Consider the following 24113-nt stretch of genomic DNA (forward strand, 5'->3'; position numbering starts at 1 on the left):
CGTCGTTGCTACGGCCAAGCCTTGGCGGATGCGGCATTCGCGTCAACCGGCGCGGTGCTGGTGAATTCCGTGAGGGTGAGGGAGGCCAGAAGGAATTCGGCTCCCGGGAGAGCGCGGCATAAGCCGTCCGACCATCGCGCAGGGAAGGCCGAGTGATCGGCACCACCTGTATGCTGCTGTGCGGTTCTTCTGCGTGTGCATTTTGCGCAGCAGACCGCGGGTGCGTTGTCAGCACCCGGCCTTCCCTGCGCCCTCTTGGCTTCGAGGGTGGAGCGACGAAGCAAAGCTCGGGCGAACAGCGCTGCGAGGACGTGAAGCCGTGTCCGCGAGTCGAGACGTGTGCTGGAGGATGGCGATGCTGCTCCATACGCCGTCATTGCGAGGAGCGAAGCGACGAAGCAATCCAGAATCCCTCCGCGGAGGGATTCTGGATTGCTTCGCTTCGCTCGCAATGACGGTGGAGGCAGCGCGGCGTCGTACCTCGCTTCCGTGCGCAGCGCTACTTCAGCGGTGCGCTGCAGAGCCGGGGTCCATGTTGCGGCATCGTACCGTGTGGCTCGGTCCCGGCTCAGCGCTGCAACGCTTGCGCGTTGCAGCTTGTCCGGGACACGAGCGAGAGCCGCGTCTTCAGAACCGTCGATTCCCTGTCTTCGACCCGCTCACAACCACGTGTCTTTATTCGGAAACGATCATTCCCTATTATCCCGAAATGCAAAAGATTGCTCGCCGATCTCGGTCAGCCCGTCCGCCCGGCCGCCCCCGTGAGTTCGACATGGACACCGCCCTCGACCGCGCCGTGCGCGTGTTTCGCGAGCGCGGTTATCATGCCACCTCGATCGGCGATCTCACCGCGGCGATGCGGCTTGCCACCGGAAGCGTGTACAAGGCGTTTCGCGACAAGCATGCGGTCTTCCTCGCCGCCTTCGAACGCTACACGGCGCTGCGCCAGGAGCAGACCCGCAGCGCGGCGGCGCGGGGCGCAAACGGCCGCGAGCAAATCCGCAACGTTCTGCTGTCCTATGTCGAGCACTCCCAGGGCGTCGAGGGACGGCGCGGCTGCCTCGTGGTCGGCAGCGCGGTGGAACTGTCCGCACGCGATCCCGTCGTCGGCTCCCGCGTCAGCGCGCAGCTTGCGACCAACGAAAGCTTCATCGCCGGCCTCATTCGCGCGGGACAGGCCGACGGCTCGATTCCGCGCCATGTCGTCGTCGAAGACACCGCGCGGCTGATGATCTGCATCACGCAAGGCATGCGCGTCGTCGGCAAGGCTCGCCTGCGGCTCGACGGCGAGCGCCTGGCCGACGTCGCGATGAAGCTGCTCGCCTGAATTATTTGTCATAATAGGGAATAGTCATTTCCTATACCTTATCTGGAGTCCATGCGAATGACGATGAATGCCACCATCGAGACAGCGCCCGCACCGGATGCGGTGTCGCAGCGCCTGACCTTCGTGCTTGCCGCGGCCTGTGGCATGGTCGCCGCCAACATCTACTATGCGCAGCCCCTGATCGCCCCGATCAGCACCGCGCTCGGCCTCTCGCATGCAGCGAGCGGGCTGATCGTCACCATGACGCAGATCGGCTACGGCGTCGGGCTTCTCTTCATCGTGCCGCTCGGCGATCTCGTCGAGAACCGCACCCTGATCTGCTCGGTGATCACGCTCGGCGCCGCGGCGCTGCTCGCCGCCGCGTTCGCCACGCACGCGCTGCCGTTCCTGATCGCCGCGCTGTTCATCGGGCTCGGCTCGGTCGCAGTGCAGATCATCATTCCCTATGCGGCGCATCTGGCACCTGAGGCCATCCGCGGCCGGGTCGTCGGCAACGTCTCGACCGGACTGATGCTCGGCATCATGCTGGCGCGTCCGGTGTCGAGCTTCGTCACCGCGGCGCTGTCGTGGCACGCGGTGTTCTTCTGCTCCGCCGCGCTGATGATCGTGCTCGCAGCCGTGCTCTGGATGACGCTGCCGAAGCGCAAGCCGGTCACGCGGATGCATTACGGCGAATTGCTGTTGTCGATGCCGCATCTGGTGCGAACCACGCCGCTGCTGCGGCGCCGCGCGCTCTATCAGGCGAGCCTGTTCAGCGCCTTCACCCTGTTCTGGACCGTGGCGCCGCTCCAACTCGCCGGCGAATTCGGCTTCTCCCAGCGCGGCATCGCGCTGTTTGCGCTGGCCGGTGTCGCCGGCGTGTTCGCAGCGCCGATCGCGGGACGGCTCGCCGATCGCGGCCATAGCCGCAGTGCGACGCTGGTCGCCATGCTGCTCGCGGCGGTGGGTTTTCTCTTGACGTATGTCGGCACGCCCGGCTCGGTGCTGAACCTCGCCTGTCTGGTGGTGGCTGCGATCGCCATCGACATCGGTGTCCAGGGCAATGTCGTGCTCGGCTTCCGCGCCATCTTCGCGCTCGGGCACGAGCACCGCAGCCGCCTCAACGGCCTCTACATGGCGACGTTCTTCGCAGCCGGCGCGGCCGGCTCCGCGGTCGGGGCCTTCGCCTTTGCGCAGGGTGGCTGGGCGCTCGCATCGGCCATTGGCCTCGCTCTGCCCGTCGCCGGCCTGCTCTACGCGGCGACCGAGTAGCAGGCGACGTAGACAGGATTGTGCGACGCGTCCCGTTTACCCGAATTAGCTGGATGCAATTTCCGCCTCGCGGTTTCCGTGCCGGTGTAGTACTTTGGTCGCAAGCGGACCCGGTTAACGGGCGGCAGGGGGAGGCTGATGAGGCGTACGGGGTTGTTTGGCGTAGCGTGGGTACGGCCATGGTCGTGGCAGGCGTTTCTGCTCGGGCTGGTCGTCGTTGCAATGTCGGCCGTGCTGCAGGGCATCTGCGTCGCCCTCGGCGCAAAACTCTATTTCGCGGCGTTCCTGCCCGGCCTGTTCGTGCTTGCGTTCGTCGCGGGCGCACCGGCGGCGGTATTCGCTGCGCTGCTCACCGTCCCGCTGGTGTGGTGGGCGTTCATGTCGCCCTTCTTCCGGTTCACTCCACTGACCAGCGCGAATGCCGATTCCATCAACCTGTTCTGCCTCCTGGCCGTACTCCTGATCGGCCTTGCCGATCTCTGCCGCGAGACGATGACGATCATCAGCCGTGGCGGGCTGAATCCGTCGGACGAGAGCGTGGCAACGAATCCGCAATAAATTGGCCTGGCAAGACCGCGGATGTTGCGGGCGCGCAACGGTCCGGCAACCATTCGCGCACGTGCCGCGCGCCGCTAACTTTTCGAAAAAGATTTGGCCGCAGTTTCTCCCGCGGGAATGACGAGGGAGTTTTCGGACATGAACGGTCACGCCATCTTGGAGAACGTGCGCCGCTACCGCGGCATCGCATCGCTCTATCGCCAGACCGCCGCATTCCGCCCGGGCCAGAGCTGGTCGCTGCTGGAGCAGGCGAGGGATTGGGAAGCGCGGGCGCTGTCGGAGCTGGAAGCCTATTTCGCGACGCGCGCGGACTGCTCCACCCCACTCGCGGCCTGATCGCCAGCCATCGGTGCGGCCGTGAACCGGCGCGCCGAAGGCGAGATCGCCCACGGGCCAATTACGGAATTGTCTCGGCATCCTGCTGTGCTAGCAACGGGCCGATCTCCTTCACGTCGGCCGGGGCACGCGATGACCACCTTCAATCGGATCTTCACGACGGAGCGTCTGCTCCAGATCATCGTGGTGCTGGCGGCGACCGTCGCCATGAAGCTGATGAGCTGAGCGCCGGCCGGCTATCGCCCGTCGAGCTCGGGCAAATCAGGCAGATAATTCGACCCTTCCGAGCCCAGGAAATCGAACATCGCCTGTGCGGGCGGCAGCAGCACCTTGTCGCTGCGGCGGATCACGTACCATTGCCGGACGATCGGCAGGCCCGCCACGTCGAGCACGACGAGCCGGCCTTCGGCGAGCTCATGCGCCACGGTGTGGGCCGAGATGAAGGCGATGCCCAGCCCGGCGATGACGGCCTGCTTGATGGTCTCGTTGCTGCTCATCTCCATGCCGATGATCGGCTCGAGATCCGACTTCTGGAAGAAGCCCTCCATCAGCGTCCGCGTGCCCGAGCCGGGCTCGCGGGTGAGGAAGGTCTCGTGCACGAGATCCGTCAGGTTGAGGCCGGAATCCTTCTCCAGCCAGTGGCCCTTGCGTGCGACGATCACGTGAGGATTGCGCCCGAGCTGGCGTACGTCGACGGTGACGTCGGCCGGTGGCCGACCCATCACCGCGAAGTCGAGGTCGTAGCCGTGTATGGCTTCGCGGATCTCCTGGCGATTGCCGATCGTGAGCTTGATCTCGATCTTGGGATGCCGCTTGGAGAATGCCGCAATCGCATGCGGCACGAAATATTTCGCGGTCGAGACCGCGCCGAGATGCACCGTGCCGCCGGTTCGCCCCGCGAGCAAATCGAGCGCGCCCTGGCAATCCGTGATGGCGGCCTCGACCCGCTCGGCCAGCGCCAGCACCTCCTTGCCCGCTTCCGTCAGCAGCATGCCGTCGCCGGTCCGCTGCAACAGCGGCAGGCCGGCGAGGTCCTGCAGCTGCCGGAGCTGCTGGGTCACGGCGGGCTGGGTCAGGCCGAGATGGCCGGACGCCGCCGTCACGCTGCCCTTGGCCGCGAGCGCCGCAAGCGAGCGCAGTTGGCGGATCGTCAGATGCCGCAGCTGCGCAGCCCCATGGCTGGGGCTATTATAAGAAAATTCTTTGAGGTTCATTATGAATAGAAATTTTCCTTATTAGGCGGCGCCTGTCAATCTCCTGATGCCGGAATTGAACGCACCAACCTCCGCCGGGGAGGGAAACGGTGCGGCAGCGGCAAAGGGATGGGCGCAGATGACCGGGCAACTCAGGCTGGACGACCACCTTCAACGGTATTCCGAGACCGCACCCCACGCGCTGGCGGTGGCTGGTGCCGTTGATGCCATCGCGGCCGCGGCGATCGAGATCGCCGATCTCATCGCCTCCGGCGATCTCGCCGACGCCTCGGGCCTGACCACGGGCCGTAACAGCGACGGCGATCTCCAGCGCGATCTCGACGTCCAGGCCGATGCGATCCTGCGCCGCTGCCTCAGCCGGCTGCCGATCGCGGCGCTGGCGTCGGAGGAAATGCGCGAGGCCCAGATCGTCGACCGCGACGGCCGCATCTGCATCGCGATCGACCCGCTCGACGGCTCCTCCAACATCGACATCAACATGACCGTCGGCACGATCTTCTCGATCCTGCCGGCGCCCGACGATCTCTCGCTCGCCTTCCACCAGCGCGGCTCGGCGCAGCTCGCGGCGGGCTTCGTCACCTACGGTCCCCAGACCTCGCTGGTGCTGACTCTCGGCGAGGGCGTCGACATCTTCACGCTCGACCGCAAGGCGGGCTGTTTCCGACTCGCGCGCAGCGGCGTGCAGATCTCGGAGGCCTGCGACGAGTTCGCGATCAACGTGTCGAATCGCCGGCATTGGGATCCGCCGGTGCGTGCCTTCGTGGACGAATGCCTCGCCGGTGTCGAAGGACCCGCCAATCACGATTTCAACATGCGCTGGATCGGTTCGCTGGTGGCGGAGGCGTATCGCATCCTCACCCGCGGCGGCGTGTTCCTCTATCCCTCGGACGCGCGCCCCGGCTATGGCGACGGCCGACTGCGCCTCACCTACGAGGCGCATCCGATGGCGATGATCATCGAACAGGCCGGCGGCTCGGCCTCGACCGGGCGCGAGCGCATCCTCGAACTGTCTGCGCAGAGCCTGCACCAGCGCGTGCCGCTGATCATGGGCTCGAGCAACGAGGTCCGGCGCGTCGAGGAGCTGCATTGCGATCCGCTGCTGGTTGCCAGCGTCGCAGCGCCGCTGTTCGCACGGCGTGGATTCTTCCGGCTCTGAGCGAGGCGCGCCATGTCCAGGAAACATCCGATCATCTCCATCACCGGCTCCTCCGGCGCCGGCACCACCTCGGTCAAGAAGACGTTCGAGCAGATATTTTTTCGCGAGAAGGTCAACGCCGCCTATATCGAGGGCGACGCCTTTCATCGTTACGACCGCGCCGAGATGCGTGCCCAAATGGCCAGGGAGGCCGAGCGCGGCAACAAGCATTTCAGCCATTTCAGCCCCGAGACCAACCTGTTCGAGGAGCTGGAGCGCGCCTTCCGGGACTACGGCGAGACCGGCACCGCGACGACTCGGCACTATGTGCACGACGCGGAAGAATCGGCGCTGCACGGCGCGGCGCCCGGCACCTTCACCGAATGGAAGCGACTGCCGGAGAATTCGGACCTGCTGTTCTACGAGGGCCTGCACGGCGCCGTCGTCACGGACAAGGTGAATGTCGCGCGTTATGCGGATCTCAAGATCGGCGTCGTGCCCGTGATCAATCTCGAATGGATCCAGAAGCTGCACCGCGACCGCAACGCGCGCGGCTATTCGACCGAGGCCGTCACCGACACGATCCTGCGGCGGATGCCTGACTACATCCATTACATCTGCCCGCAATTCAGCGAGACCGACATCAACTTCCAGCGCGTGCCGACGGTGGATACCTCCAACCCGTTCGTCGCGCGCTGGATCCCCACGCCGGACGAATCGATGGTCGTGATCCGCTTCAAGAACCCCCGCGGTATCGACTTCCCCTATCTGCTCTCGATGCTGCCGCAGAGCTGGATGTCCCGCGCGAATTCGATCGTGTGTCCCGGCGCCAAGCTCGATCTCGCGATGCAGCTGATCCTGACGCCGCTGATCATGCAGCTGATCGAGCGCAAGCGAAACCTGAAGTGAACGAGGAGAGAATCCGATGAACATCTCCGTCCGTGCCGAAGCCGACCTCACGGCGGTCACGCACCACGATCTCGCCAACGCTGTGCGCTTCCTCGCGGTGGACGCCATCGAGACCTCGCAGTCCGGCCATCCCGGCCTGCCCATGGGCATGGCCGACGTCGCGACCGTGCTGTTCTCGCGCTTTCTGAAATTCGACTCGGCGCATCCGAACTGGCCCGACCGCGACCGCTTCGTGCTGTCGGCGGGCCACGGATCGATGCTGCTCTATGCGCTGCTGCATCTGACCGGCGGCGATGTCAGCCTCGACGACATCAAGGCGTTCAGGCAATGGGGCTCGAAGACGCCGGGGCACCCCGAATATGGCCATACGCCTGGTGTCGAGACCACGACGGGGCCGTTGGGACAGGGGATCGCCACCGCTGTCGGCATGGCGCTCGCCGAGCGCATGGCCAACGCGCGGCATGGCGACGGCCTCGTCGACCACTTCACCTATGTCATCGCGGGCGACGGCTGCCTGATGGAAGGCATCAGCCAGGAGGCGATCTCGCTGGCCGGCCATCTCGGGCTCGGCCGCCTCATCGTGCTGTTCGACGACAACGGCATCTCCATCGACGGCCCGACCTCGCTTGCGACGTCCGATGACCAGCTCGCACGCTTTGCGGCTTCCGGCTGGTCGGTGCGCCGCATCGACGGCCACGATCCCGAAGCCATTGAGCAGGCGATTGCGGAAGAGCGTGAAACGACGAAACCGTCGCTGATCGCCTGCCGCACCATCATCGGCTATGGCGCGCCGGACCGGCAGGGCACCGAGAAGGCGCATGGCGCGCCGCTCGGCACCGAGCAGACGGCAGCGGCGCGGCGGACGCTTGGTTGGGACTATCAGCCCTTCGTGGTGCCGATCCCGATTCAGAAGGCCTGGCGGATGATCGGGCAACGCGGACAGGTCGACCGTCTCGCCTGGCTCGACCGCTATGAAAGCGCAACGCCCGAGCAGCGCGACCTGTTCGTCGAGGGCAAGGCCGTGGCTCTGCCCGCCGCCTATGCGCTGGCTGCGGCGAAATTGCGCGAGCGTTTTGCCGGCGAGCGGCCGAAGCTCGCGACACGACAGGCCTCGCAACAGGTGCTCGATGGTATCGCCGGAACGATTCCCGGTCTGGTCGGCGGCTCGGCGGACCTGACACATTCGAACCTGACGCATGCCAAGGCGCAGGCTCCGGTCAAGCGCGGTGCGTTCACCGGCGACTACATTCATTACGGTATTCGCGAGCACGGCATGGCGGCTGCGATGAACGGCCTCGCGCTGCATGGCGGCTTCATCCCGTACGGCGGTACGTTCCTGGCCTTTTCCGACTACAGCCGGCCGGCGATCCGACTTGCGGCCTTGATGCGGCTGCGCGTGATCCACGTGATGACGCACGACTCCATCGGGCTTGGCGAGGACGGCCCGACGCACCAGCCGGTCGAGCATCTCGCCGCGTTGCGCGTGATCCCGAACCTGCTCGTGTTCCGGCCGGCTGATGCCGTGGAGACGCTGGAGGCCTGGGATTGCGCGCTGGCGGCGGAGCATCGTCCGTCCGTGCTGTGCCTGTCGCGGCAGGCTTTGCCGACGTTCCGCAGCGATGCGCGCGGCCAAAACCGTGTCGCGCGCGGTGCCTACCTGGTCGTCTCGCCGGACGGCGGCCGCGATGTGACATTGATGGCAACCGGCTCGGAAGTCTCGATCGCGCTGGAAGCTGCCCGCCTGCTCGCGACCGAGCACATCCGTGCGGCGGTCGTCTCCGCACCTTGCTTCGCGCTGTTCGAGGAGCAGCCGGAAGACTACCGCGCCGCAGTGCTCGGCACCGCGCCGCGCGTCGGCATCGAGGCAGCGGTGCTGGGCGACTGGCCGCGCTGGATCGGTGCTGACGGCGAGTTCGTCGGCATGCGCGGCTTCGGCGCCTCGGCGCCTGCGTCCGTGCTGTATCGCGAGTTCGGCATCACCCCGCAAGGCATCGCGGAAGCAGCGCGGCGAGCGATCGCCCGCAAGAGACAATAGGAGGACTTGTCGTGGCCCGTATCACCCTTCGCCAACTGCTCGATCATGCCGCCAACCACGGTTATGCCGTGCCGGCGTTCAACATCAACAACATGGAGCAGGGCATCGCGATCATGCAGGCAGCGGCCGAGGTCGACGCGCCCGTCATCATCCAGGCCTCGCGTGGCGCGCGCAGCTACGCCGGCGATCTCATGCTCTCGCACATGATCGACGCGCTGGAGCGGACTTATCCCGACATCCCGCTCTGCATGCACCAGGACCACGGCAATGACGAGGCGACCTGCGCCAGCGCCATCGCCCATGGCTTCACGTCGGTGATGATGGACGGTTCACTGAAAGCCGACGCCAAGACCGCGGCCGACTACGATTACAACGTCGCGATCACCCGCCGCGTTGTCGATCTCGCGCATTGGGTCGGCGCGTCCGTCGAAGGCGAGCTCGGCGTGCTCGGCTCGCTCGAGCACGGCGGCGGCGAGCAGGAGGACGGTCATGGCGTCGAGGGCAAGGTGAGCCACGATCAGCTCTTGACGGATCCCGACCAGGCCGTCGATTTCGTTCGCGCAACGAAGGTCGACGCCCTGGCGATCGCGATGGGCACCTCCCACGGCGCCTACAAGTTCAGCCGCAAGCCCGATGGTGACATCCTGGCGATGCGCGTGGTCGAGGAGATCCATCGCCGGCTGCCGAACACCCATCTGGTCATGCACGGCTCCTCGTCGGTGCCGCAGTCGCTCCAGGACATGTTCAACCAGTTCGGTGGCGAGATGCCGCAGACCTGGGGCGTGCCGGTCGAGGAGATCGTCCGCGGCATCCGATGCGGCGTGCGCAAGGTCAATATCGACACCGACTGCCGCCTCGCGATGACGGCCGTGTTCCGCAAGGTCGCGGTCCAGTCGCGCTCCGAGTTCGACCCGCGCAAGTTCCTCAAGCCCGCGATGGACGCGATGCGTGAGCTTTGCCGCGAGCGCTTCGAGCAGTTCGGCACCGCGGGTCATGCCAGCAAGATCAAGGTCATTCCGATGAGCGAGATGGCCCGACGCTACCGTGCCGGCGAGCTGGATCCGCACATCGACACCCGCGAGCACGTCGCGGCCTGAGCAGAGTTAGAGAGCAGAAGAGAGAAGAACGAGGGAGAGAGCCATGAACGCACATACAGGAACCGTCCGCGGCAAGGAGCGCTATCGCTCGGGCGTCATGGAATACGCGCGCATGGGCTATTGGGAGCCCGACTATGTGCCGAAGGACACCGATGTCATCGCACTGTTTCGCGTGACGCCTCAAGAGGGCGTCGATCCGATCGAAGCATCCGCCGCAGTCGCCGGCGAATCCTCGACGGCTACCTGGACGGTGGTGTGGACCGACCGGCTGACCGCCGCGGAGAAATATCGCGCGAAGTGCTACCGCGTCGATCCTGTGCCGGGTACACCGGGCTCATACTTTGCCTACATCGCCTACGATCTCGACCTGTTCGAGCCGGGCTCGATCGCCAACCTCTCGGCCTCCATCATCGGCAATGTGTTCGGCTTCAAGCCGCTGAAGGCGTTGCGGCTCGAGGACATGCGCTTCCCGATCGCCTATGTGAAGACGTTCCAGGGCCCGGCCACCGGCATCGTGGTCGAGCGCGAGCGGCTCGACAAGTTCGGCCGGCCGCTGCTCGGGGCGACCGTGAAGCCGAAGCTGGGGCTTTCCGGCCGCAACTACGGCCGCGTGGTCTACGAGGCGCTGAAGGGCGGGCTCGATTTCACCAAGGACGACGAGAACATCAACTCGCAGCCCTTCATGCACTGGCGCGACCGCTTCCTCTACTGCATGGAGGCGGTGAACCGCGCGCAGGCTGCTTCGGGCGAGGTGAAAGGCACGTACCTGAACGTCACCGCCGGGACGATGGAGGACATGTACGAGCGCGCGGAGTTCGCCAAGGAACTCGGCTCGGTCATCGTCATGATCGACCTCGTGATCGGCTACACCGCCATCCAGTCGATGGCCAAATGGGCGCGACGCAACGACATGATCCTGCATCTGCATCGCGCCGGCCACTCGACCTATACCCGGCAGAAGAGCCACGGCGTGTCGTTCCGCGTCATAGCGAAGTGGATGCGGCTCGCGGGCGTCGATCACATTCACGCCGGCACGGTGGTCGGCAAGCTCGAAGGCGATCCCAACACCACGCGCGGCTATTACGACGTCTGCCGCGAGGACTTCAACCCGACCAGGCTCGAGCACGGCCTGTTCTTCGACCAGTCCTGGGCAAGCCTGAACAAGATGATGCCGGTCGCCTCCGGCGGCATCCATGCCGGCCAGATGCATCAGTTGCTCAACCTGCTTGGCGAAGATGTCGTGCTGCAATTCGGCGGCGGCACGATCGGTCATCCCATGGGCATTGCAGCCGGCGCGATCGCCAACCGCGTGGCGCTGGAGGCGATGATCCTCGCCCGCAATGAGGGGCGCGACTACGTCCATGAAGGGCCGGAGATCCTGGCCAGGGCGGCCGAGACCTGCACGCCGCTGAAGGCCGCGCTCGAGGTCTGGAAGGACGTGACTTTCAACTACCAGTCCACCGACATGCCGGACTTCGTGCCGACCGCGCTGGAAACCGTTTGAGGAGAGTGAAAATGAAACTGACCCAGGGCTGCTTCTCGTTCCTGCCCGATTTGACCGACGACCAGATCTCCAAGCAGGTGCAGTATTGCCTCGCCAACGGCTGGGCGGTGAACATCGAGTTCACCGACGACCCGCATCCCCGCAACACTTATTGGGAGATGTGGGGCCTGCCGATGTTCGATCTGCAGGATGCCGCCGGCGTGATGATGGAGCTCGCCGAGTGCCGTCGGGTGTATGGCGATCGCTACATCCGCATCAGCGGCTTCGATTCCAGCCATGGCTGGGAGTCGGTGCGCATCTCCTTCCTCGTCAACCGGCCGCCGCAGGAGGCAGAGTTCGAGTTGGTGCGACAGGAGATCGGCGGGCGCGCAATCCGGTACAGCACTGTCCGAAAGAACGTCGCGCACGCGTCGCAATAGCCTTTGTTTCCGCGCGGAGCCTCCCTGCTCCAGATCCTTGGCGGACAACTGCTTCGCCGCCGCCCTGCGGCGAAGCCCTTTATTCGAGGCGCCGATGCTTGATGTACCCCATACGACCACCACCGAGACCACGTTCGATCTCCGCAAGGAGGCCGAAGCCGCCGGGATCACCGATACGCTGCAGCAGCTCGAACGGGAGCTGATCGGCCTCCGGCCGGTTAAGAACCGGGTACGCGAGATTGCGTCGCTGCTGTTGATCGAGCGCATCCGGCAGCGTGCCGGCCTGGCATCGTCGCCTCCGACGCTGCACATGTCGTTCACCGGCAATCCCGGCACCGGCAAGACCACCGTGGCGCTGCGCATGGCCAGGATCTTGCACGGCCTCGGCTTCGTGCGGCGCGGTCAGGTGATCTCGGTGACGCGCGACGATCTGGTCGGCCAGTATATCGGGCACACCGCGCCGAAGACGAAGGAGATCTTGAAGAAGGCGATGGGCGGCGTGCTGTTCATCGACGAGGCCTACTATCTCCATCGCCCCGACAACGAACGCGACTACGGCCAGGAGGCGATCGAGATCCTGCTCCAGGTGATGGAGAACCAGCGCGAGGATCTCGTCGTGATCCTCGCCGGCTACGGCGAGCGCATGACGAGCTTCTTCGCCTCCAATCCCGGCTTCCGCTCGCGCATCGCCCACCACATCGAATTTCCGGACTATGCGGAGGACGAGCTGCTCGTCATCGCCGAGCTGATGCTGAAGGAGCGGGGCTATCGCTTCTCGGCGGCGGCGCGCGAGGCGTTCGAGAAATACATCGCGCTGCGCCGGACCCAGCCGTTCTTCTCCAACGCGCGCTCGATCCGCAACGCGGTCGACCGCATCCGCCTGCGGCAGGCCGATCGCCTGGTGTCCGATCTCGACCGCATGCTCGATATCGCCGACCTCGAAACCATCGATCCCATGGACGTCCTGGCGAGCCGCGTCTTCAGTGGCGGCGTCGACGCGCGGAGTGCGAAGCCATGACGGGAGAGCTCATCATCGCTCCCTCGATCCTGGCGGCGGATTTCGCGCGCCTTGGCGAGGAGGTTGCGGCGATCGACGCGGCCGGCGCCGACTGGATCCATTGCGACGTGATGGACGGGCATTTCGTGCCGAACATCAGCTTTGGTGCCGACGTCATCAAGGCGATCCGGCCGGTGACGACGAAGGTCTTCGACGTGCATCTCATGATCGCGCCGGCCGATCCCTATCTCGAGACGTTCGCGAAGGCCGGGGCCGACGTCATCACCGTGCATGCCGAGGCAGGCCCGCATCTCGACCGTTCGCTCCAGGCGATCCGGGCGCTTGGCAAGAAGGCAGGCGTAAGCCTGTGTCCCGCGACGCCGGAGAGCGCGATCGAGTATGTGCTCGATCGTCTCGATCTCGTGCTGGTGATGACGGTCAATCCCGGCTTCGGCGGCCAGTCCTTCATCGGGCCGCAACTCGCGAAGATCAAACGAATTCGGGCCATGATCGGCGATCGGCCGATCCGGCTCGAGGTCGATGGCGGCGTCACGCGCGACAATGCGGCGGCCGTTGCCGCGGCGGGCGCGGATACGCTCGTTGCGGGCTCCGCTGTGTTTCGCGGCAGGGGCGTTGCCGAATATGCCGCTAATATCGAAGCCATTCGTGCCGCCGCCGAGGCCTGCCGAGTTCCGCACCTGCAAAACTCTGAGCAGCGGATGCGCATAAGCGAGGGAGGTCTCATCCGGTAGACCACAGGAGGCCGAGCGTCAGTTGGCGCCATTTGGAACTTTAGCCCGAGTACGCATTTCCCAAGTACGAGCCGAGATCAGGCGTGGCGCGCGTAGCAAACTTTTTGCACAATCGCCATCGGCCTGACGTAAATCGGGGCCATAACCCCGGGGAATGCGAGGGAGGGTCTCATGGAGAACGTACGTCGCTACCGGGCGCTGGCGTCCCTCTGTCGTCAGCAGGCGGCCTACCGGCCGCTCCAGACCTGGGAACTTCTCGGCCAGGCCGAACATTTCGAACATCTCGCTGAAATCGAACTCGAGGCGCATTTCGACGCGTGCAATGCGCAACGCAATGATGACGCCACCACGCCCCCGACATGGGAAGCTCCCGTCGCGGCGTGATGGCGCCAAGCCGGCTCGGATCAATGCGACATCAGGGTCGGAACCGTCATGGCTTCCAGCATGGCGCGGGTGACGCCCCCCAGGACGCGCTCCTGCAACCGCGAATGGCCGTAGCCGCCCATCACCAGGAGATCGAGACTCTCGTCCGCCGCCAGCGACAGGATGGTCGGCTGAATGTCGGCGCGCGTTGCCGACAGCGCGACCGTGCGCGTCGACAGTCCGCGCCGGCCGAGATGCTTTGCCAGACTGCTCGCTGAGGCTTCGCCGGGCGCGGTATCGGCCTCGTTGATGGTGATGATCACGATCTCTGCGGCGCGCGCCAGGAACGTTGTTGCGTCGCGCACGGCGCGGGCAGCGAGCCGGCTGCCGTCCCAGCAGATGCCGATCCGGTTCGCCTTGAAGGCTCCACGGAAGGTATAGGGCAGGAACAGCACCGGGCCGCCGGCCTGGAACAGGATCTCGCCTGGTACGTCGTTGTCGAACGAGCCCTGCGCCGGATCAGGCTGGAGCACGATGCTGAGGTCGTGCAGTCGCGCCATCTCGCCGAGCGAGACGGCTGCATCCGCCGGGATCGCGCCGAGTGCGTGGCAGGCGTAGGAGATGCCGGCGTTCGCCGCTTCGCTCTTGAACACCGCGAGCGCGGCCTCGGCCCGTTCCACGGCGCGCTCACGTTCCAGCTCGAACACGGCCGCCACCGCGGCGCCCCCCTCCATCACGTAAGCTGTACTGGTTGCGACAAAGCCGACCGCGACCGCGTCGAGATGCGCGTTCAGGTGCGCCGCGAGCGAGATCGAGCCCTCGATCGCGGGACGCATTGGACGTTCGGTGGGAATGTGGACGAGAATGTCTTTGTACATGGCGCGCCTCCGCTGGACGTGGATATCATCCGACGGCCGCAGTTTTTCACTGCGCGAAGGACCCGTGTTGAGCTGCATCAAACGGTCGGCGACGATTTGCCGGCTGCGCCCGCTCGGCCATTGTTTGCCGAGATTTAATCGGATGGACGGGACGCTGTAAGGTGGCAACGGCCATGTTGAGGGCAAGGCGACATCAGCTCAACATGGACATTTCGACATGAACGATCCCGTCAATTCCGACACCGCCACCTCTCGCAAGATCTTGCGTCCGCGCCGGCTCGCGCTGCTCGGCACCGTGGCCGCGCTGGGCGTGGCCGCCCTGTCAATGGCGCCAGGCTCGTCGCCGTTCGGCATGAACTCCTTCGTTGCGCCGGCTCAGGCCGCGGAAGCCGCTGCGACGCCGCCGGGCTTCGGCGATCTGGTCAGCAAGGTCAAACCCGCGGTGATCTCGGTGCGGGTGAAGATCGATCGGGACAACGACAAGAGCGCGATGCTGCAGCAGAATCGGATGGATTCGGACGAGGAGGCGCCGTTAGACCAGTTCTCGCGGCAGTTCGGCTTCCGCTTCCCGGGCGGCATGAACGGCACGCCGCGCCAGCGCCATCAGATGATCACGGGCGAGGGCTCCGGCTTCTTCATTTCCGCCGACGGCTATGCCGTGACCAACAACCACGTCGTCGACCACGCCGAGTCCGTCCAGGTGACGATGGACGATGGCACGACCTATAGCGCGAAAGTCGTCGGCACCGATCCGAAGACCGATCTCGCGCTGATCAAGGTCGATGGCAGGAAGGACTTTCCGTTCGTCAAATTCTCCGACCAGAAGCCGCGCATCGGCGACTGGGTGGTCGCGGTCGGCAATCCCTTCGGTCTCGGCGGCACTGTGACCGCCGGCATCGTCTCGGCCAGCGGCCGGGATATCGGCAATGGTCCCTATGACGATTTCATCCAGATCGATGCGCCCATCAACAAGGGCAATTCCGGCGGCCCGGCCTTCGACATGAACGGCAACGTGATCGGCGTGAACACTGCGATCTTCTCGCCCTCGGGCGGCTCGGTCGGCATCGGCTTCGATATTCCGGCCTCGACCGCCAAGCTCGTCGTCGCGCAATTGAAGGACAAGGGCGCGGTCACCCGGGGCTGGCTGGGCGTGCAGGTGCAGCCCGTGACATCGGATATTGCCGACAGCCTGGGCCTCAAGGAGGCGCGCGGTGCGATCGTCGACAATCCGCAAGATGGCAGCCCGGCGGCGAAGGCCGGCATCGAGGCGGGGGACGTCATCACCGCCGTCAACGGCACCACGATCAAGGACTCCCGCGACCTCGCCCGCACCATCGCCACCTTGGCGCCGGGCACGTCCGTGAAGCTCGATGTCTTCCGCAAGGGCGACAGCAAAACGGTGACCCTGGCGCTCGGCGAGCTGCCGAACGAGCGCCAAGCCAAAGGAAGCGGCAATGCCGACGAGGGCAGGGCGCAGTCGAATGCCGGCACGCCGCGACTCGGTCTCAGCCTGGCGCCGGCAGGTGACGTCCAGGGCGCGGGCCAGAAGGGCGTCGTCGTCACCGAAGTCGATCCGCAAGGGCCGGCGGCACAGCGCGGCATTCAGACCGGCGACGTCATTCTCAATGTCGGCGGCAAGGCGGTCGCCAATGTCGGCGACGTTCGTTCGGAGCTGGCGCAGGCCAAATCGTCGGGCAAGCGCAGCGTGCTGTTGCAGGTCAGAAGCGCGGAGGCGACGCGTTTCGTCGCGGTGCCACTCGCCTAACGCGTACCTCGACCGGCGACGATCTGAAAAGGCGGCCCACAGGCCGCCTTTTTTGCGCTCTCGAGATTCCCATACGCCTCGATAACATTCTCGTTAACGGCAGGCATGAGGACCCGGTGCGTCCGAAAAAGCCGTGTTCGCCGATCACAATCCTGACGTGCCTCCGTGATCTGCGGCAACGTAGCCCTGGACTCGGGTCGCAAGCGTGGAACCCGAACTACCCGGCGCTGGACAGGCCGGTGGTTCGCATTTGATCGGTGCCGCCATGGATCGATTGAAGCTCTCGCTGAGGTGTGCGCTGCTCGTGGCGCCATTGGTGCTGTGGAGTGCAAACGCGCTTGGGCGCGACGACGGCCGCTACGCCGATTCCCCCCTGAAGCCATGGTTCGACGGCTTGCGCAGCCACCTTGGTCCGTGCTGCTCGGACGCGGATGGTTTTGCCGTTGCCGATCCCGACTGGGAGTCTCACAACGGCCGTTACCGTGTGCGTATTGACGGGCAGTGGATCGATGTGCCGGACGAAGCCGTCATCACTGAGCCGAACAGGGCAGGCCGCACCATGGTCTGGCCGGTGAAGACGGCGTTCGGGATTTCGATCCGCTGCTTCATGCCCGGCAGCATGATCTGAAACTGGTCAGCGTCAGCGCTTGCTGGATTTGCGCTTCGACGACGTCCTTGACGACTTTCTGGACGTCGTCTTGGCGCTCTTGCGCTTCGACGCCTTCTTCGGAACTTTCTTGCCCTTCTTGCGTGCCTTCGACAATCCAATCGCGATCGCCTGCTTGCGGCTTTTCACGCGGCCGCCGCGTCCCCCGCGGCCGCTCTTGGCGGTGCCCTTCTTGTAGCGCCGCATCTCGCTTGCGACATCGCTGCCGGTGCTGCGTGAGTAGCGGCGCTTCTTTGCCTTGCGTGCCATGCTGTTCTCCCTTTGGCCGTGGAGAACCAGTCGGCACCCGTCATGGTTCCGACAACGCGTATGCAACCCGTCCTGCGGCGCAATGCAGGCTAGAAGGAATTCGCCAGCTCGATTTCCGCTTCCAGCGCCTGAATGCGCCGTGCGGCCTCGCTGAACGACAGATCGCGCGCATATTGGGCGGGTTGATAGGCCTCGTCGCTCAGTCGTTTCAGCCTGAGGCCCTGCGCCCGCGTCATCTGCTCGCTGAGAAAAACCCTGGCGTCGAACCTGGTTTGCCCCTGCATCTGGCTTCTCCATTCTAAAAATAGCGGCTTGACTATATGTTCTTATTTTGTTCTAACAAGCCATGGACAACCGAATTAATGAAATTCGACGTAAAATCAGGGCCTTGAGGCTCGAAATGGCCGACGTCGAGGCGTCGGTGCGCGACCTCGTCGAGCGCGACTGCGACTGCACGGAAAGGGCCCTGGCGCAGATGGATCTGCGCCGGAAAATCAACCTCCTGATCGGCGAATGGAAGGCGGCTGGCGGCAGCAGCGTTCTGCCCGATGTCCGTGACCGGGTGCGCCTTCGGCCCGTGAAGGCAGTCGGCAATCCCGTGAGCGGAATCAGGCGCTGAGATCTTCGGGAGCGCGTGGGGGAGGTTCCTACCAATCTCGAAACTGCGCGTCGGACTGCATGTGCGGGCAGCGCGAACGCCGGGGCCCTGGATGCTGGCAGCAGGAGGCGCCGGGCGCCAAGGTGGAGGGCTCCGCGGTGGCGGTCACCAACGCCTCAAGATTGCTTGTCTTCTTCAAGGATGAACACGACGCCGGTGAGCGTCGCGCCGATCGCGAAAGTCGTCACCAAGGTGAGGGCGAAGATCAAAGCTGCCTGGCTTCCGCCGTTGTTCAAGAGGTTGGCCACGGCTGGATTGGACAGCACGAGCGCGAGGCTGAAGGCGAGGCCGAGGGCTGCGCCCATCATCGCATGCGTCATCAGCTTGATGAGGCCGCTGGCGGAGATCAGCTCGGACGACTTCTTCGTGCGCATGGGCTGCATCCCGAACTGGCATGCAAACGCGCGCTTGATTTCCTGGTTCCCGTGAATGGCTGGGATTTTCATCGTCCGCTTCATCCGACGTTCATGCCGGGTTTGCCAAGATGAACGCCATCAAAACGGGAACATCGATATGGGTAAGGTCGTCTTTCTTTACCGCTCGCTGGCCTATCGCAATGCGGCCGCGGACATCCTGCGCAAGGCCCGCACGCTCCCGCGTGGTGCGGAGCGGAGCGCGGCACGCCGCTACGCCGGGGCACTGCGAGATCTCGCCCGAACGGAAGCCTGGCTGGAAGGGCGGATCGCTCGCGAACCGCGGATGGCGGAGCGCATGACGAGCGCAGCGTCCGGCTAACCGGATGCGCGTTGCAGCTCGGCGGAGGTGGCGGTGTCGAACTTGCCGAGTGCGGCCGTCGCCGTCTTGCGCGTCAACGGCACCTCCAGACGGCACACCAGGCCCTCGGCGCGCCAATCGAATTGCGCCTGTCCGCCAAGCTGGGACTCGACGCTCGCAAGAAGGCTCCGCGTGCCGAAGCCGCGAGATTTCGGTGTCGTTACCAGCGGCCCGCCGGATTCTTCCCACCTCAGCGTGAGCACCTCGTCCTCGACCCGCCAATCGATGGCGAGCCGCCCCGACCGTGTCGAGAGCGCGCCATACTTCGCCGAATTGGTGAAGAGCTCGTGCAGCGCGAGCGCCAGCGTCTGGGCCGTTGCCGGCAGCAACTGAACCTCGGAACCTGCCAATCTGATCTGGCCGCCGAGCGAATAGGGCGCGAGTTCCTCCTCGATCAGCCTGGAGAGTTCGGCGCCCTGCCAGCTCGACAGCGACAGGATGGTGTGCACGCGCGCCAGTGCGTTGATGCGTCCCTCGACGGCGTTGACATAGGCCTTGACCTCATCGGCCCGGGTCAGGCGCACGATCGACTGCGCCAGCGCCAGCGCGTTCTTGGCGCGATGATCGACTTCCCGCGCCAGGAGATTTTGCCGCTCCTCGGCGCGCTTGCGCTCGGTGATATCGACCGTGACGCCGCTCACTCGCACCACGCGCCCGCTCTCGTCGACCGTCGCGGCCGCCGTGCCGACGCACCAGCGCACCTCACCGTCGGGCCGCACGATGCGGAACTCGGTCTCATAGGAGCGCGTGCCCTTGTTGAACTCGGCGATCGCCTTGCGCAACTGGTCGACATCATCGGGATGCAACAGCGCCTGAACGTTGGCCGGATTGACCTCGAAGCTCTCTGCGCTGACGCCGAAGATGCGGTATTGTCCCTCGTCCCACATCCAATCGCCGCTGATCCAGTCCCAGTCCCATGATCCCATCTTGCCCGCGGCGATCGCCATGCTGCGCCGCTGCTCGCTTTCGCGCAGCTTGGCGGTGGAGCTCTCCAGTTCCGCGGTGCGTGCGCGGACGCGGTCCTCGAGCTCGTGGTTCAGCCGTTCGAGCTCGCGCGTCTTGCGGTAGAGCTCGGCAAACACCTTGATCTTGGCGCGCAGCACTTCCGGCACCACCGGCACAGGCACGTAGTCGACAGCGCCCATCTCGTAGCCGCGCAACCGGTCGATGTCGCTGACCTGGATGGCCGAGATGAAGATCATCGCCGTCTTCTGGAAACGCGGATGCTCGCGGATCATCGCGGCCAGCTCGAAGCCGTCGAGTTCGGGCATGCAGACGTCGACAAGGATCACGGCGATCTCGGTCTTGAGCAGCACCTCCAGCGCCTCGCGCCCCGAGGAGGCGATCACGAGGTTCTCGCCGAGATCCTTCAATATCACCTCATAGGCGAGCAGCTTGGCCGGCTGGTCGTCGACGAGCAAGATGTTGACCTTTTCGTGGTCCATTCGCGGATCCAACTCAGCGGTGCAGCCACATGCGGATCGCAAGCAGCAATTGATCGGTGTTGACGGGCTTGGCGAGGTAGTCGGACGCGCCGGCTTCGAGGCATTTCTCACGATCGCCCTTCATCGCCTTGGCGGTCAGCGCGATGATCGGAAGACGGGCGAAGGCCGGGTTCTCGCGGATCACACCGATGGTCTGATAGCCATCCATCTGCGGCATCATGATGTCCATCAGCACGATCGCGATTTCCGGATTGGATTCGACCAGTGTCACTGCCTCGCTGCCAGTCGTCGCCGTCAGCACTTTCATGCCGCGCCGTTCCAGAACGCTCGACAGGGCGAAGATGTTGCGGGCATCGTCGTCGACGAGCAGGGCGGTCTTGCCGATCAGATCCTCGTCGGAACTGTTCAGCTTCTCCAGCATGCGCTGCTTCTCGAGCGGCAGTTCCGTGACCACGCGGTGCAGGAACAGAGCCGTCTCGTCGAGCAGGCGCTCCGGCGACTCCACGCCCTTGACCACGATGCTGCGCGCCATGGTGTGAAGCTCGGCATCCTCTTCCGCCGAAAGCTCGCGGCCGGTGAACACCACGACAGGGATGTTCGACAGCGCCTCGTCGTTGCGGATCTGGTCGAGCACCTCGAAGCCGCTCATGTCGGGCAGCCGCAAGTCGAGCACCACGCAATCGCAGGGCTGCTCGCGCAAGGTCGAGAGCGCCCCGGCGCCGGTGTCGGCCGCCAGGATCTCGATGTCGTCGTGATGCAGCAGCTCGCGGATCGAGAGCTGCTCGGCCTCGTTGTCCTCGACGATCAGCAGCCGCTTGCGCCGTGGCCGAGCATATTCCTTTATCTGCGTCAGCGCGGCCGATACGCCCTCGGTCGTCGTCGGCTTGTTGACGAAGGAGAACGCGCCGCGCGCCAGCGCATGCTGGCGGTCCTCGTCGAGGGTGATGATCTGCACGGGGATGTGGCGGGTCAGCGGATTGTGCTTGAGCTGGTTCAGCACCGTCCAGCCCAGCATGTCCGGCAGGAAGACGTCGAGGGAGACCGCCGTCGGCTGGTACTGCTTGGCGAGCTCCAGCGCTTCGGCGCCGCGGGCGGCGACCAGGATCTTGAAGCCCTTGTCGCGGGCCAGATCGACGAGCACCCGGGCATAGTGCGGATCGTCCTCGACGATCAGGAGGATGGTGTCGCCGGGCTCGAGGTTGAGCCGGTCGTCGGGCAACTGCTCTATGACCCGCTGCTCGGGCGCGCTCGCTTGCAGCGCCGGCGGCTGGCTGAGCTGCTGCGGCGCGGGCGTGCGCGGCGCGAGCGTCGGGCCGGAATATTTCAAGGGCAGATAGAGCGTGAAGGACGAGCCCTTGCCCGGCAGGCTGCGCAAGTGAATCTCGCCTCCGAGCAAGCTGGCGAGTTCGCGGCTGATCGCGAGTCCCAGTCCGGTGCCGCCGTATTTGCGGCTGGTGCCGGCATCCGCCTGCTGGAACGCCTCGAAGATCAGCTTCTGCTTCTCCAGGGGAATGCCGATGCCGGTATCGGATACTTCGAACGCGATCACGGCCGGCGCGGAGTTCAGCACCGGGTGATCCGTCCCCCAGCCGCCGATCGCGCCGGCGACCTTCAGGCGCACTTCGCCTTCGGCGGTGAACTTGAAGGCGTTGGAGAGCAGGTTCTTCAGGACCTGTTGCAGGCGCTTGGAGTCGGTGACGATGCTGCGTGGCAGGTTCGGATCGACGTCGATCCTGAACGACAGATTGCGGTTGTCCGCCTCGTGCCGGAACGGCCGGCCGACGGTCTCGAGCAGGTTCGCGGTCAGGATCTCCTCGGCATCGACCGTGACCGTGCCCGACTCGATCTTTGACAGATCCAGAATGTCGCTGATGAGATTGAGCAGGTCGGTGCCGGCGCCGTGGATGGTGCGGGCGAACTCGACCTGCCTGGCCGAGAGGTTGCCATCCGGGTTGTCGCTGAGCTGTTGTCCGAGGATCAGGATCGAGTTCAGCGGCGTGCGCAGCTCGTGGCTCATATTGGCGAGGAATTCGGACTTGTATTTCGAGGTCAGCGCAAGCTCGGTGGCCTTCTCTTCCAGCGCGCGGCGGGCCTGCTCGATCTCCTGGTTCTTGCGTTCCACCTCGACGTTGCGCTCGGCGAGCTGCTGTGCCTTCTGCTCGAGCTGGTCGTTGGTCTGCTGCAATTCGCGCTGCTGGGTCTGCAGTTCGCCTGCGAGCTGTTGCGACTGTTTGAGCAGGCCTTCGGTCTGCATCGTCGCTTCGATCGAATTGAGAACGATGCCGATGGAGTCGGTGAGCTGCTCCAGGAAGGTCATTTGCGAGGTCGTGAAGGAGACCAGCGAGGCGAGCTCGATCACGGCCTTGACCTCGCCTTCGAACAGCACCGGGAGCACCACGAGGTTCTTCGGCGCGACGCGGAACAGCGCCGAGTTGATCGGCACCACGTCGGACGGAATGTCGGCGACCATGCGTGGCCGTTTGTCGAGCGCGCACTGGCCGATCAGGCCTTCGCCGAATTGCAGCACGGATTGATAGGGATAGACGCCGTCGCTGGCGTAAGAGGCGAGCAGCCGGAGCTGCGGATCGTTCTCGTTCTCGACCTGGTAGATCACGCCGGTATGGGCGTTCACCAGCGGCGACAATTCGGTGAGCAGCAGCCGGCCGACGGTGGTGAGGTCGCGCTGGCCCTGGAGCATGTTGGTGAATTTCGCGAGGTTTGTCTTCAGCCAGTCCTGCTCGGTGTTCAGCTCGGTCGTGAGCCGCAGGTTGGTAATCATCGTGTTGATGTTGTCTTTCAGCTCCGCGACCTCGCCGCGGGCGTCGACCTGGATCGACCGCGTCAGGTCGCCCTTGGTCACGGCAGTCGCGACTTCCGCGATCGCGCGCACCTGTGAGGTGAGGTTGGCCGCGAGCAGGTTCACGTTGCCGGTGAGATCCTTCCAGGTGCCGGCGGCGCCGGGCACGTTGGCCTGACCGCCGAGGCGGCCTTCGACGCCGACCTCGCGCGCCACCGACGTCACCTGGTCGGCGAAAGTCGCGAGCGTCTCGGTCATGTTGTTGATGGTGTCGGCGAGCGCCGCGACCTCGCCCTTCGACTTCACGGTGAGATTTTGCTTCAGATCGCCGTTGGCGACCGCGGTCACCACCTTGACGATGCCGCGCACCTGCTCGGTCAGGTTCGCCGCCATGAAGTTCACGGTGTCGGTAAGATCCTTCCAGGTGCCGGCGACGCCGGGCACCTGTGCCTGGCCGCCGAGCTTGCCTTCGGTGCCGACCTCGCGCGCCACGCGCGTGACTTCGCCGGCGAAAGCGTTGAGCTGGTCCACCATGGTGTTGATGGTGTTCTTCAGCTCGAGGATTTCGCCCTTCACGTCCACCGTGATCTTGCGCGAGAGGTCGCCCCGCGCGACCGCGGTGGTGACTTCGGCGATGTTGCGGACCTGCGTTGTCAGGTTCGCAGCCAGGAGGTTGACGTTGTCGGTGAGGTCCTTCCAGGTGCCGCCGACGCCGGGCACGACGGCCTGACCGCCGAGCCGCCCTTCGGTGCCGACCTCGCGCGCCACGCGCGTCACTTCGGCGGCGAAGGAGCGCAGCTGCTCGACCATGGTGTTCAGCGTGTCCTTCAAGAGAAGGATCTCGCCGCGCACGTCCACCGTGATCTTCTTGGAGAGGTCGCCGCCGGCGATCGCGGTCGCGACCTCGGCGATGTTGCGGACCTGGGCCGTCAGGTTCGAGGCCATGAAGTTGACGTTGTCGGTGAGGTCCTTCCAGGTGCCGG

Annotated in this window: 24 protein-coding genes; 17 read left to right on the forward strand and 7 right to left on the reverse strand. The window is 65.1% G+C overall.

The annotated features are described in order from the left end of the window. Positions 1–709: 709 nt before the first annotated feature. From AX729_RS20875 to AX729_RS20890, 4 genes are all read left to right on the forward strand, one after another. Positions 710–1327 carry a TetR/AcrR family transcriptional regulator gene (locus AX729_RS20875; protein ID WP_061026256.1) on the forward strand — a complete coding sequence of 206 codons (618 nt, stop codon included), beginning with the start codon at positions 710–712 and terminating at the stop codon, positions 1325–1327. Between the two features lie 57 nt (positions 1328–1384). After that, entirely contained in the window at positions 1385–2578 is a 1194-nt protein-coding gene (locus AX729_RS20880; protein ID WP_061026257.1) for an MFS transporter, read from the forward strand. A gap of 138 nt (positions 2579–2716) precedes the next feature. Further along, positions 2717–3136, forward strand: a complete 420-nt coding sequence (locus AX729_RS20885; RefSeq protein ID WP_061026258.1) for a hypothetical protein — start codon at positions 2717–2719, stop codon at positions 3134–3136. Positions 3137–3274: 138 nt separating this feature from the next. Further along, a complete protein-coding gene (locus AX729_RS20890; protein ID WP_061026275.1) occupies positions 3275–3472 on the forward strand; it encodes a hypothetical protein in 198 nt (65 codons plus the stop codon). Between the two features lie 236 nt (positions 3473–3708). Here the strand turns inward: AX729_RS20890 and AX729_RS20895 are convergent, their stop codons facing one another. Further along, positions 3709–4686 carry a LysR family transcriptional regulator gene (locus AX729_RS20895; RefSeq protein ID WP_061026259.1) on the reverse strand — a complete coding sequence of 326 codons (978 nt, stop codon included), beginning with the start codon at positions 4684–4686 and terminating at the stop codon, positions 3709–3711. A 118-nt stretch (positions 4687–4804) separates the two neighbouring features. Here AX729_RS20895 and AX729_RS20900 point away from each other — a divergent pair, with 118 nt between their 5' ends. The 9 genes from AX729_RS20900 to AX729_RS20940 all read left to right on the forward strand — a co-directional run bounded on the left by AX729_RS20900 (position 4805) and on the right by AX729_RS20940 (position 13918). Beyond that, positions 4805–5842 carry a class 1 fructose-bisphosphatase gene (locus AX729_RS20900; protein WP_061026276.1) on the forward strand — a complete coding sequence of 346 codons (1038 nt, stop codon included), beginning with the start codon at positions 4805–4807 and terminating at the stop codon, positions 5840–5842. Positions 5843–5854: 12 nt separating this feature from the next. Next, a complete protein-coding gene (locus AX729_RS20905; RefSeq protein ID WP_061026260.1) occupies positions 5855–6730 on the forward strand; it encodes a phosphoribulokinase in 876 nt (291 codons plus the stop codon). 16 nt (positions 6731–6746) lie between these two features. Beyond that, the gene (gene tkt / locus AX729_RS20910; RefSeq protein ID WP_061026261.1) at positions 6747–8765 is read left to right on the forward strand and encodes a transketolase; all 2019 of its coding nucleotides are present in this window, start codon (positions 6747–6749) and stop codon (positions 8763–8765) included. A gap of 11 nt (positions 8766–8776) precedes the next feature. Then, positions 8777–9862 (forward strand): class II fructose-bisphosphate aldolase, encoded by a 1086-nt coding sequence (gene fba, locus AX729_RS20915; protein ID WP_061026262.1) that lies wholly within the window; start codon positions 8777–8779, stop codon positions 9860–9862. A 43-nt stretch (positions 9863–9905) separates the two neighbouring features. Then, positions 9906–11366, forward strand: coding sequence for a form I ribulose bisphosphate carboxylase large subunit (locus AX729_RS20920; RefSeq protein ID WP_061026263.1), 1461 nt, complete (start codon positions 9906–9908; stop codon positions 11364–11366). A gap of 11 nt (positions 11367–11377) precedes the next feature. Then, positions 11378–11785, forward strand: a complete 408-nt coding sequence (locus AX729_RS20925) for a ribulose bisphosphate carboxylase small subunit (RefSeq protein ID WP_061026264.1) — start codon at positions 11378–11380, stop codon at positions 11783–11785. Positions 11786–11879: 94 nt separating this feature from the next. Then, positions 11880–12803, forward strand: coding sequence for a CbbX protein (gene cbbX, locus AX729_RS20930; RefSeq protein ID WP_061026277.1), 924 nt, complete (start codon positions 11880–11882; stop codon positions 12801–12803). Further along, positions 12800–13534, forward strand: coding sequence for a ribulose-phosphate 3-epimerase (gene rpe / locus AX729_RS20935; protein ID WP_061026265.1), 735 nt, complete (start codon positions 12800–12802; stop codon positions 13532–13534). The genes cbbX and rpe overlap by 4 nt, the downstream gene beginning before the upstream one ends. 171 nt (positions 13535–13705) lie before the next feature. After that, positions 13706–13918 carry a hypothetical protein gene (locus AX729_RS20940; RefSeq protein WP_061026266.1) on the forward strand — a complete coding sequence of 71 codons (213 nt, stop codon included), beginning with the start codon at positions 13706–13708 and terminating at the stop codon, positions 13916–13918. Positions 13919–13938: 20 nt separating this feature from the next. Here the strand turns inward: AX729_RS20940 and AX729_RS20945 are convergent, their stop codons facing one another. Then, positions 13939–14775, reverse strand: a complete 837-nt coding sequence (locus tag AX729_RS20945) for a universal stress protein (protein WP_061026267.1) — start codon at positions 14773–14775, stop codon at positions 13939–13941. Positions 14776–14992: 217 nt separating this feature from the next. Between AX729_RS20945 and AX729_RS20950 the strand changes: the two genes are divergently transcribed. Together AX729_RS20950 and AX729_RS20955 are read left to right on the forward strand one after the other, a co-directional pair. Beyond that, complete coding sequence (locus tag AX729_RS20950; protein WP_061026268.1) at positions 14993–16540, forward strand: Do family serine endopeptidase; 1548 nt, start codon at positions 14993–14995, stop codon at positions 16538–16540. Between the two features lie 265 nt (positions 16541–16805). Then, complete coding sequence (locus AX729_RS20955) at positions 16806–17168, forward strand: hypothetical protein (protein ID WP_061026269.1); 363 nt, start codon at positions 16806–16808, stop codon at positions 17166–17168. Between the two features lie 12 nt (positions 17169–17180). Here the strand turns inward: AX729_RS20955 and AX729_RS20960 are convergent, their stop codons facing one another. Together AX729_RS20960 and AX729_RS20965 are read right to left on the reverse strand one after the other, a co-directional pair. Further along, complete coding sequence (locus AX729_RS20960) at positions 17181–17456, reverse strand: DUF6496 domain-containing protein (protein WP_061026270.1); 276 nt, start codon at positions 17454–17456, stop codon at positions 17181–17183. Between the two features lie 89 nt (positions 17457–17545). Further along, positions 17546–17740 (reverse strand): DUF3072 domain-containing protein, encoded by a 195-nt coding sequence (locus tag AX729_RS20965; protein WP_061026271.1) that lies wholly within the window; start codon positions 17738–17740, stop codon positions 17546–17548. Positions 17741–17856: 116 nt separating this feature from the next. On the opposite strand from AX729_RS20965, the gene AX729_RS20970 reads away from it, so the two are divergent. After that, complete coding sequence (locus AX729_RS20970; RefSeq protein ID WP_061026272.1) at positions 17857–18075, forward strand: hypothetical protein; 219 nt, start codon at positions 17857–17859, stop codon at positions 18073–18075. 155 nt (positions 18076–18230) lie between these two features. Here the strand turns inward: AX729_RS20970 and AX729_RS20975 are convergent, their stop codons facing one another. Next, positions 18231–18488 carry a hypothetical protein gene (locus AX729_RS20975; protein ID WP_061026278.1) on the reverse strand — a complete coding sequence of 86 codons (258 nt, stop codon included), beginning with the start codon at positions 18486–18488 and terminating at the stop codon, positions 18231–18233. Between the two features lie 139 nt (positions 18489–18627). Between AX729_RS20975 and AX729_RS20980 the strand changes: the two genes are divergently transcribed. Beyond that, positions 18628–18849, forward strand: coding sequence for a hypothetical protein (locus tag AX729_RS20980; RefSeq protein WP_061026273.1), 222 nt, complete (start codon positions 18628–18630; stop codon positions 18847–18849). On the opposite strand, the gene AX729_RS20985 is transcribed toward AX729_RS20980, so the two are convergent. Continuing rightward, entirely contained in the window at positions 18846–20333 is a 1488-nt protein-coding gene (locus AX729_RS20985; protein WP_061026274.1) for an HWE histidine kinase domain-containing protein, read from the reverse strand. The two genes, AX729_RS20980 and AX729_RS20985, sit on opposite strands and share 4 nt — an antisense overlap. A 13-nt stretch (positions 20334–20346) precedes the next feature. Then, positions 20347–24113, reverse strand: a 3767-nt coding sequence (locus AX729_RS38780; RefSeq protein WP_156457106.1) for a response regulator, incomplete at its 5' end; no start/stop codon positions are given.

The organism is Bradyrhizobium sp. CCH5-F6, assembly GCF_001556045.1.
Taxonomy (GTDB): Bacteria; Pseudomonadota; Alphaproteobacteria; order Rhizobiales; family Xanthobacteraceae; genus Bradyrhizobium.

What these genes read in the sequence shown, in the direction of transcription:
- AX729_RS20875 (WP_061026256.1), top strand. Translation starts at nt 710, where the DNA reads ATGCAAAAGATTGCTCGCCGATCTCGGTCAGCCCGTCCGCCCGGCCGC.
- AX729_RS20880 (WP_061026257.1), top strand. Translation starts at nt 1,385, where the DNA reads ATGACGATGAATGCCACCATCGAGACAGCGCCCGCACCGGATGCGGTG.
- AX729_RS20885 (WP_061026258.1), top strand. Translation starts at nt 2,717, where the DNA reads ATGAGGCGTACGGGGTTGTTTGGCGTAGCGTGGGTACGGCCATGGTCG.
- AX729_RS20890 (WP_061026275.1), top strand. Translation starts at nt 3,275, where the DNA reads ATGAACGGTCACGCCATCTTGGAGAACGTGCGCCGCTACCGCGGCATC.
- AX729_RS20895 (WP_061026259.1), bottom strand. Translation starts at nt 4,686, where the DNA reads ATGAACCTCAAAGAATTTTCTTATAATAGCCCCAGCCATGGGGCTGCG.
- AX729_RS20900 (WP_061026276.1), top strand. Translation starts at nt 4,805, where the DNA reads ATGACCGGGCAACTCAGGCTGGACGACCACCTTCAACGGTATTCCGAG.
- AX729_RS20905 (WP_061026260.1), top strand. Translation starts at nt 5,855, where the DNA reads ATGTCCAGGAAACATCCGATCATCTCCATCACCGGCTCCTCCGGCGCC.
- tkt (WP_061026261.1), top strand. Translation starts at nt 6,747, where the DNA reads ATGAACATCTCCGTCCGTGCCGAAGCCGACCTCACGGCGGTCACGCAC.
- AX729_RS20920 (WP_061026263.1), top strand. Translation starts at nt 9,906, where the DNA reads ATGAACGCACATACAGGAACCGTCCGCGGCAAGGAGCGCTATCGCTCG.
- AX729_RS20925 (WP_061026264.1), top strand. Translation starts at nt 11,378, where the DNA reads ATGAAACTGACCCAGGGCTGCTTCTCGTTCCTGCCCGATTTGACCGAC.
- cbbX (WP_061026277.1), top strand. Translation starts at nt 11,880, where the DNA reads ATGCTTGATGTACCCCATACGACCACCACCGAGACCACGTTCGATCTC.
- rpe (WP_061026265.1), top strand. Translation starts at nt 12,800, where the DNA reads ATGACGGGAGAGCTCATCATCGCTCCCTCGATCCTGGCGGCGGATTTC.
- AX729_RS20940 (WP_061026266.1), top strand. Translation starts at nt 13,706, where the DNA reads ATGGAGAACGTACGTCGCTACCGGGCGCTGGCGTCCCTCTGTCGTCAG.
- AX729_RS20945 (WP_061026267.1), bottom strand. Translation starts at nt 14,775, where the DNA reads ATGTACAAAGACATTCTCGTCCACATTCCCACCGAACGTCCAATGCGT.
- AX729_RS20950 (WP_061026268.1), top strand. Translation starts at nt 14,993, where the DNA reads ATGAACGATCCCGTCAATTCCGACACCGCCACCTCTCGCAAGATCTTG.
- AX729_RS20955 (WP_061026269.1), top strand. Translation starts at nt 16,806, where the DNA reads ATGGATCGATTGAAGCTCTCGCTGAGGTGTGCGCTGCTCGTGGCGCCA.
- AX729_RS20960 (WP_061026270.1), bottom strand. Translation starts at nt 17,456, where the DNA reads ATGGCACGCAAGGCAAAGAAGCGCCGCTACTCACGCAGCACCGGCAGC.
- AX729_RS20965 (WP_061026271.1), bottom strand. Translation starts at nt 17,740, where the DNA reads ATGCAGGGGCAAACCAGGTTCGACGCCAGGGTTTTTCTCAGCGAGCAG.
- AX729_RS20970 (WP_061026272.1), top strand. Translation starts at nt 17,857, where the DNA reads ATGGCCGACGTCGAGGCGTCGGTGCGCGACCTCGTCGAGCGCGACTGC.
- AX729_RS20975 (WP_061026278.1), bottom strand. Translation starts at nt 18,488, where the DNA reads ATGCGCACGAAGAAGTCGTCCGAGCTGATCTCCGCCAGCGGCCTCATC.
- AX729_RS20980 (WP_061026273.1), top strand. Translation starts at nt 18,628, where the DNA reads ATGGGTAAGGTCGTCTTTCTTTACCGCTCGCTGGCCTATCGCAATGCG.
- AX729_RS20985 (WP_061026274.1), bottom strand. Translation starts at nt 20,333, where the DNA reads ATGGACCACGAAAAGGTCAACATCTTGCTCGTCGACGACCAGCCGGCC.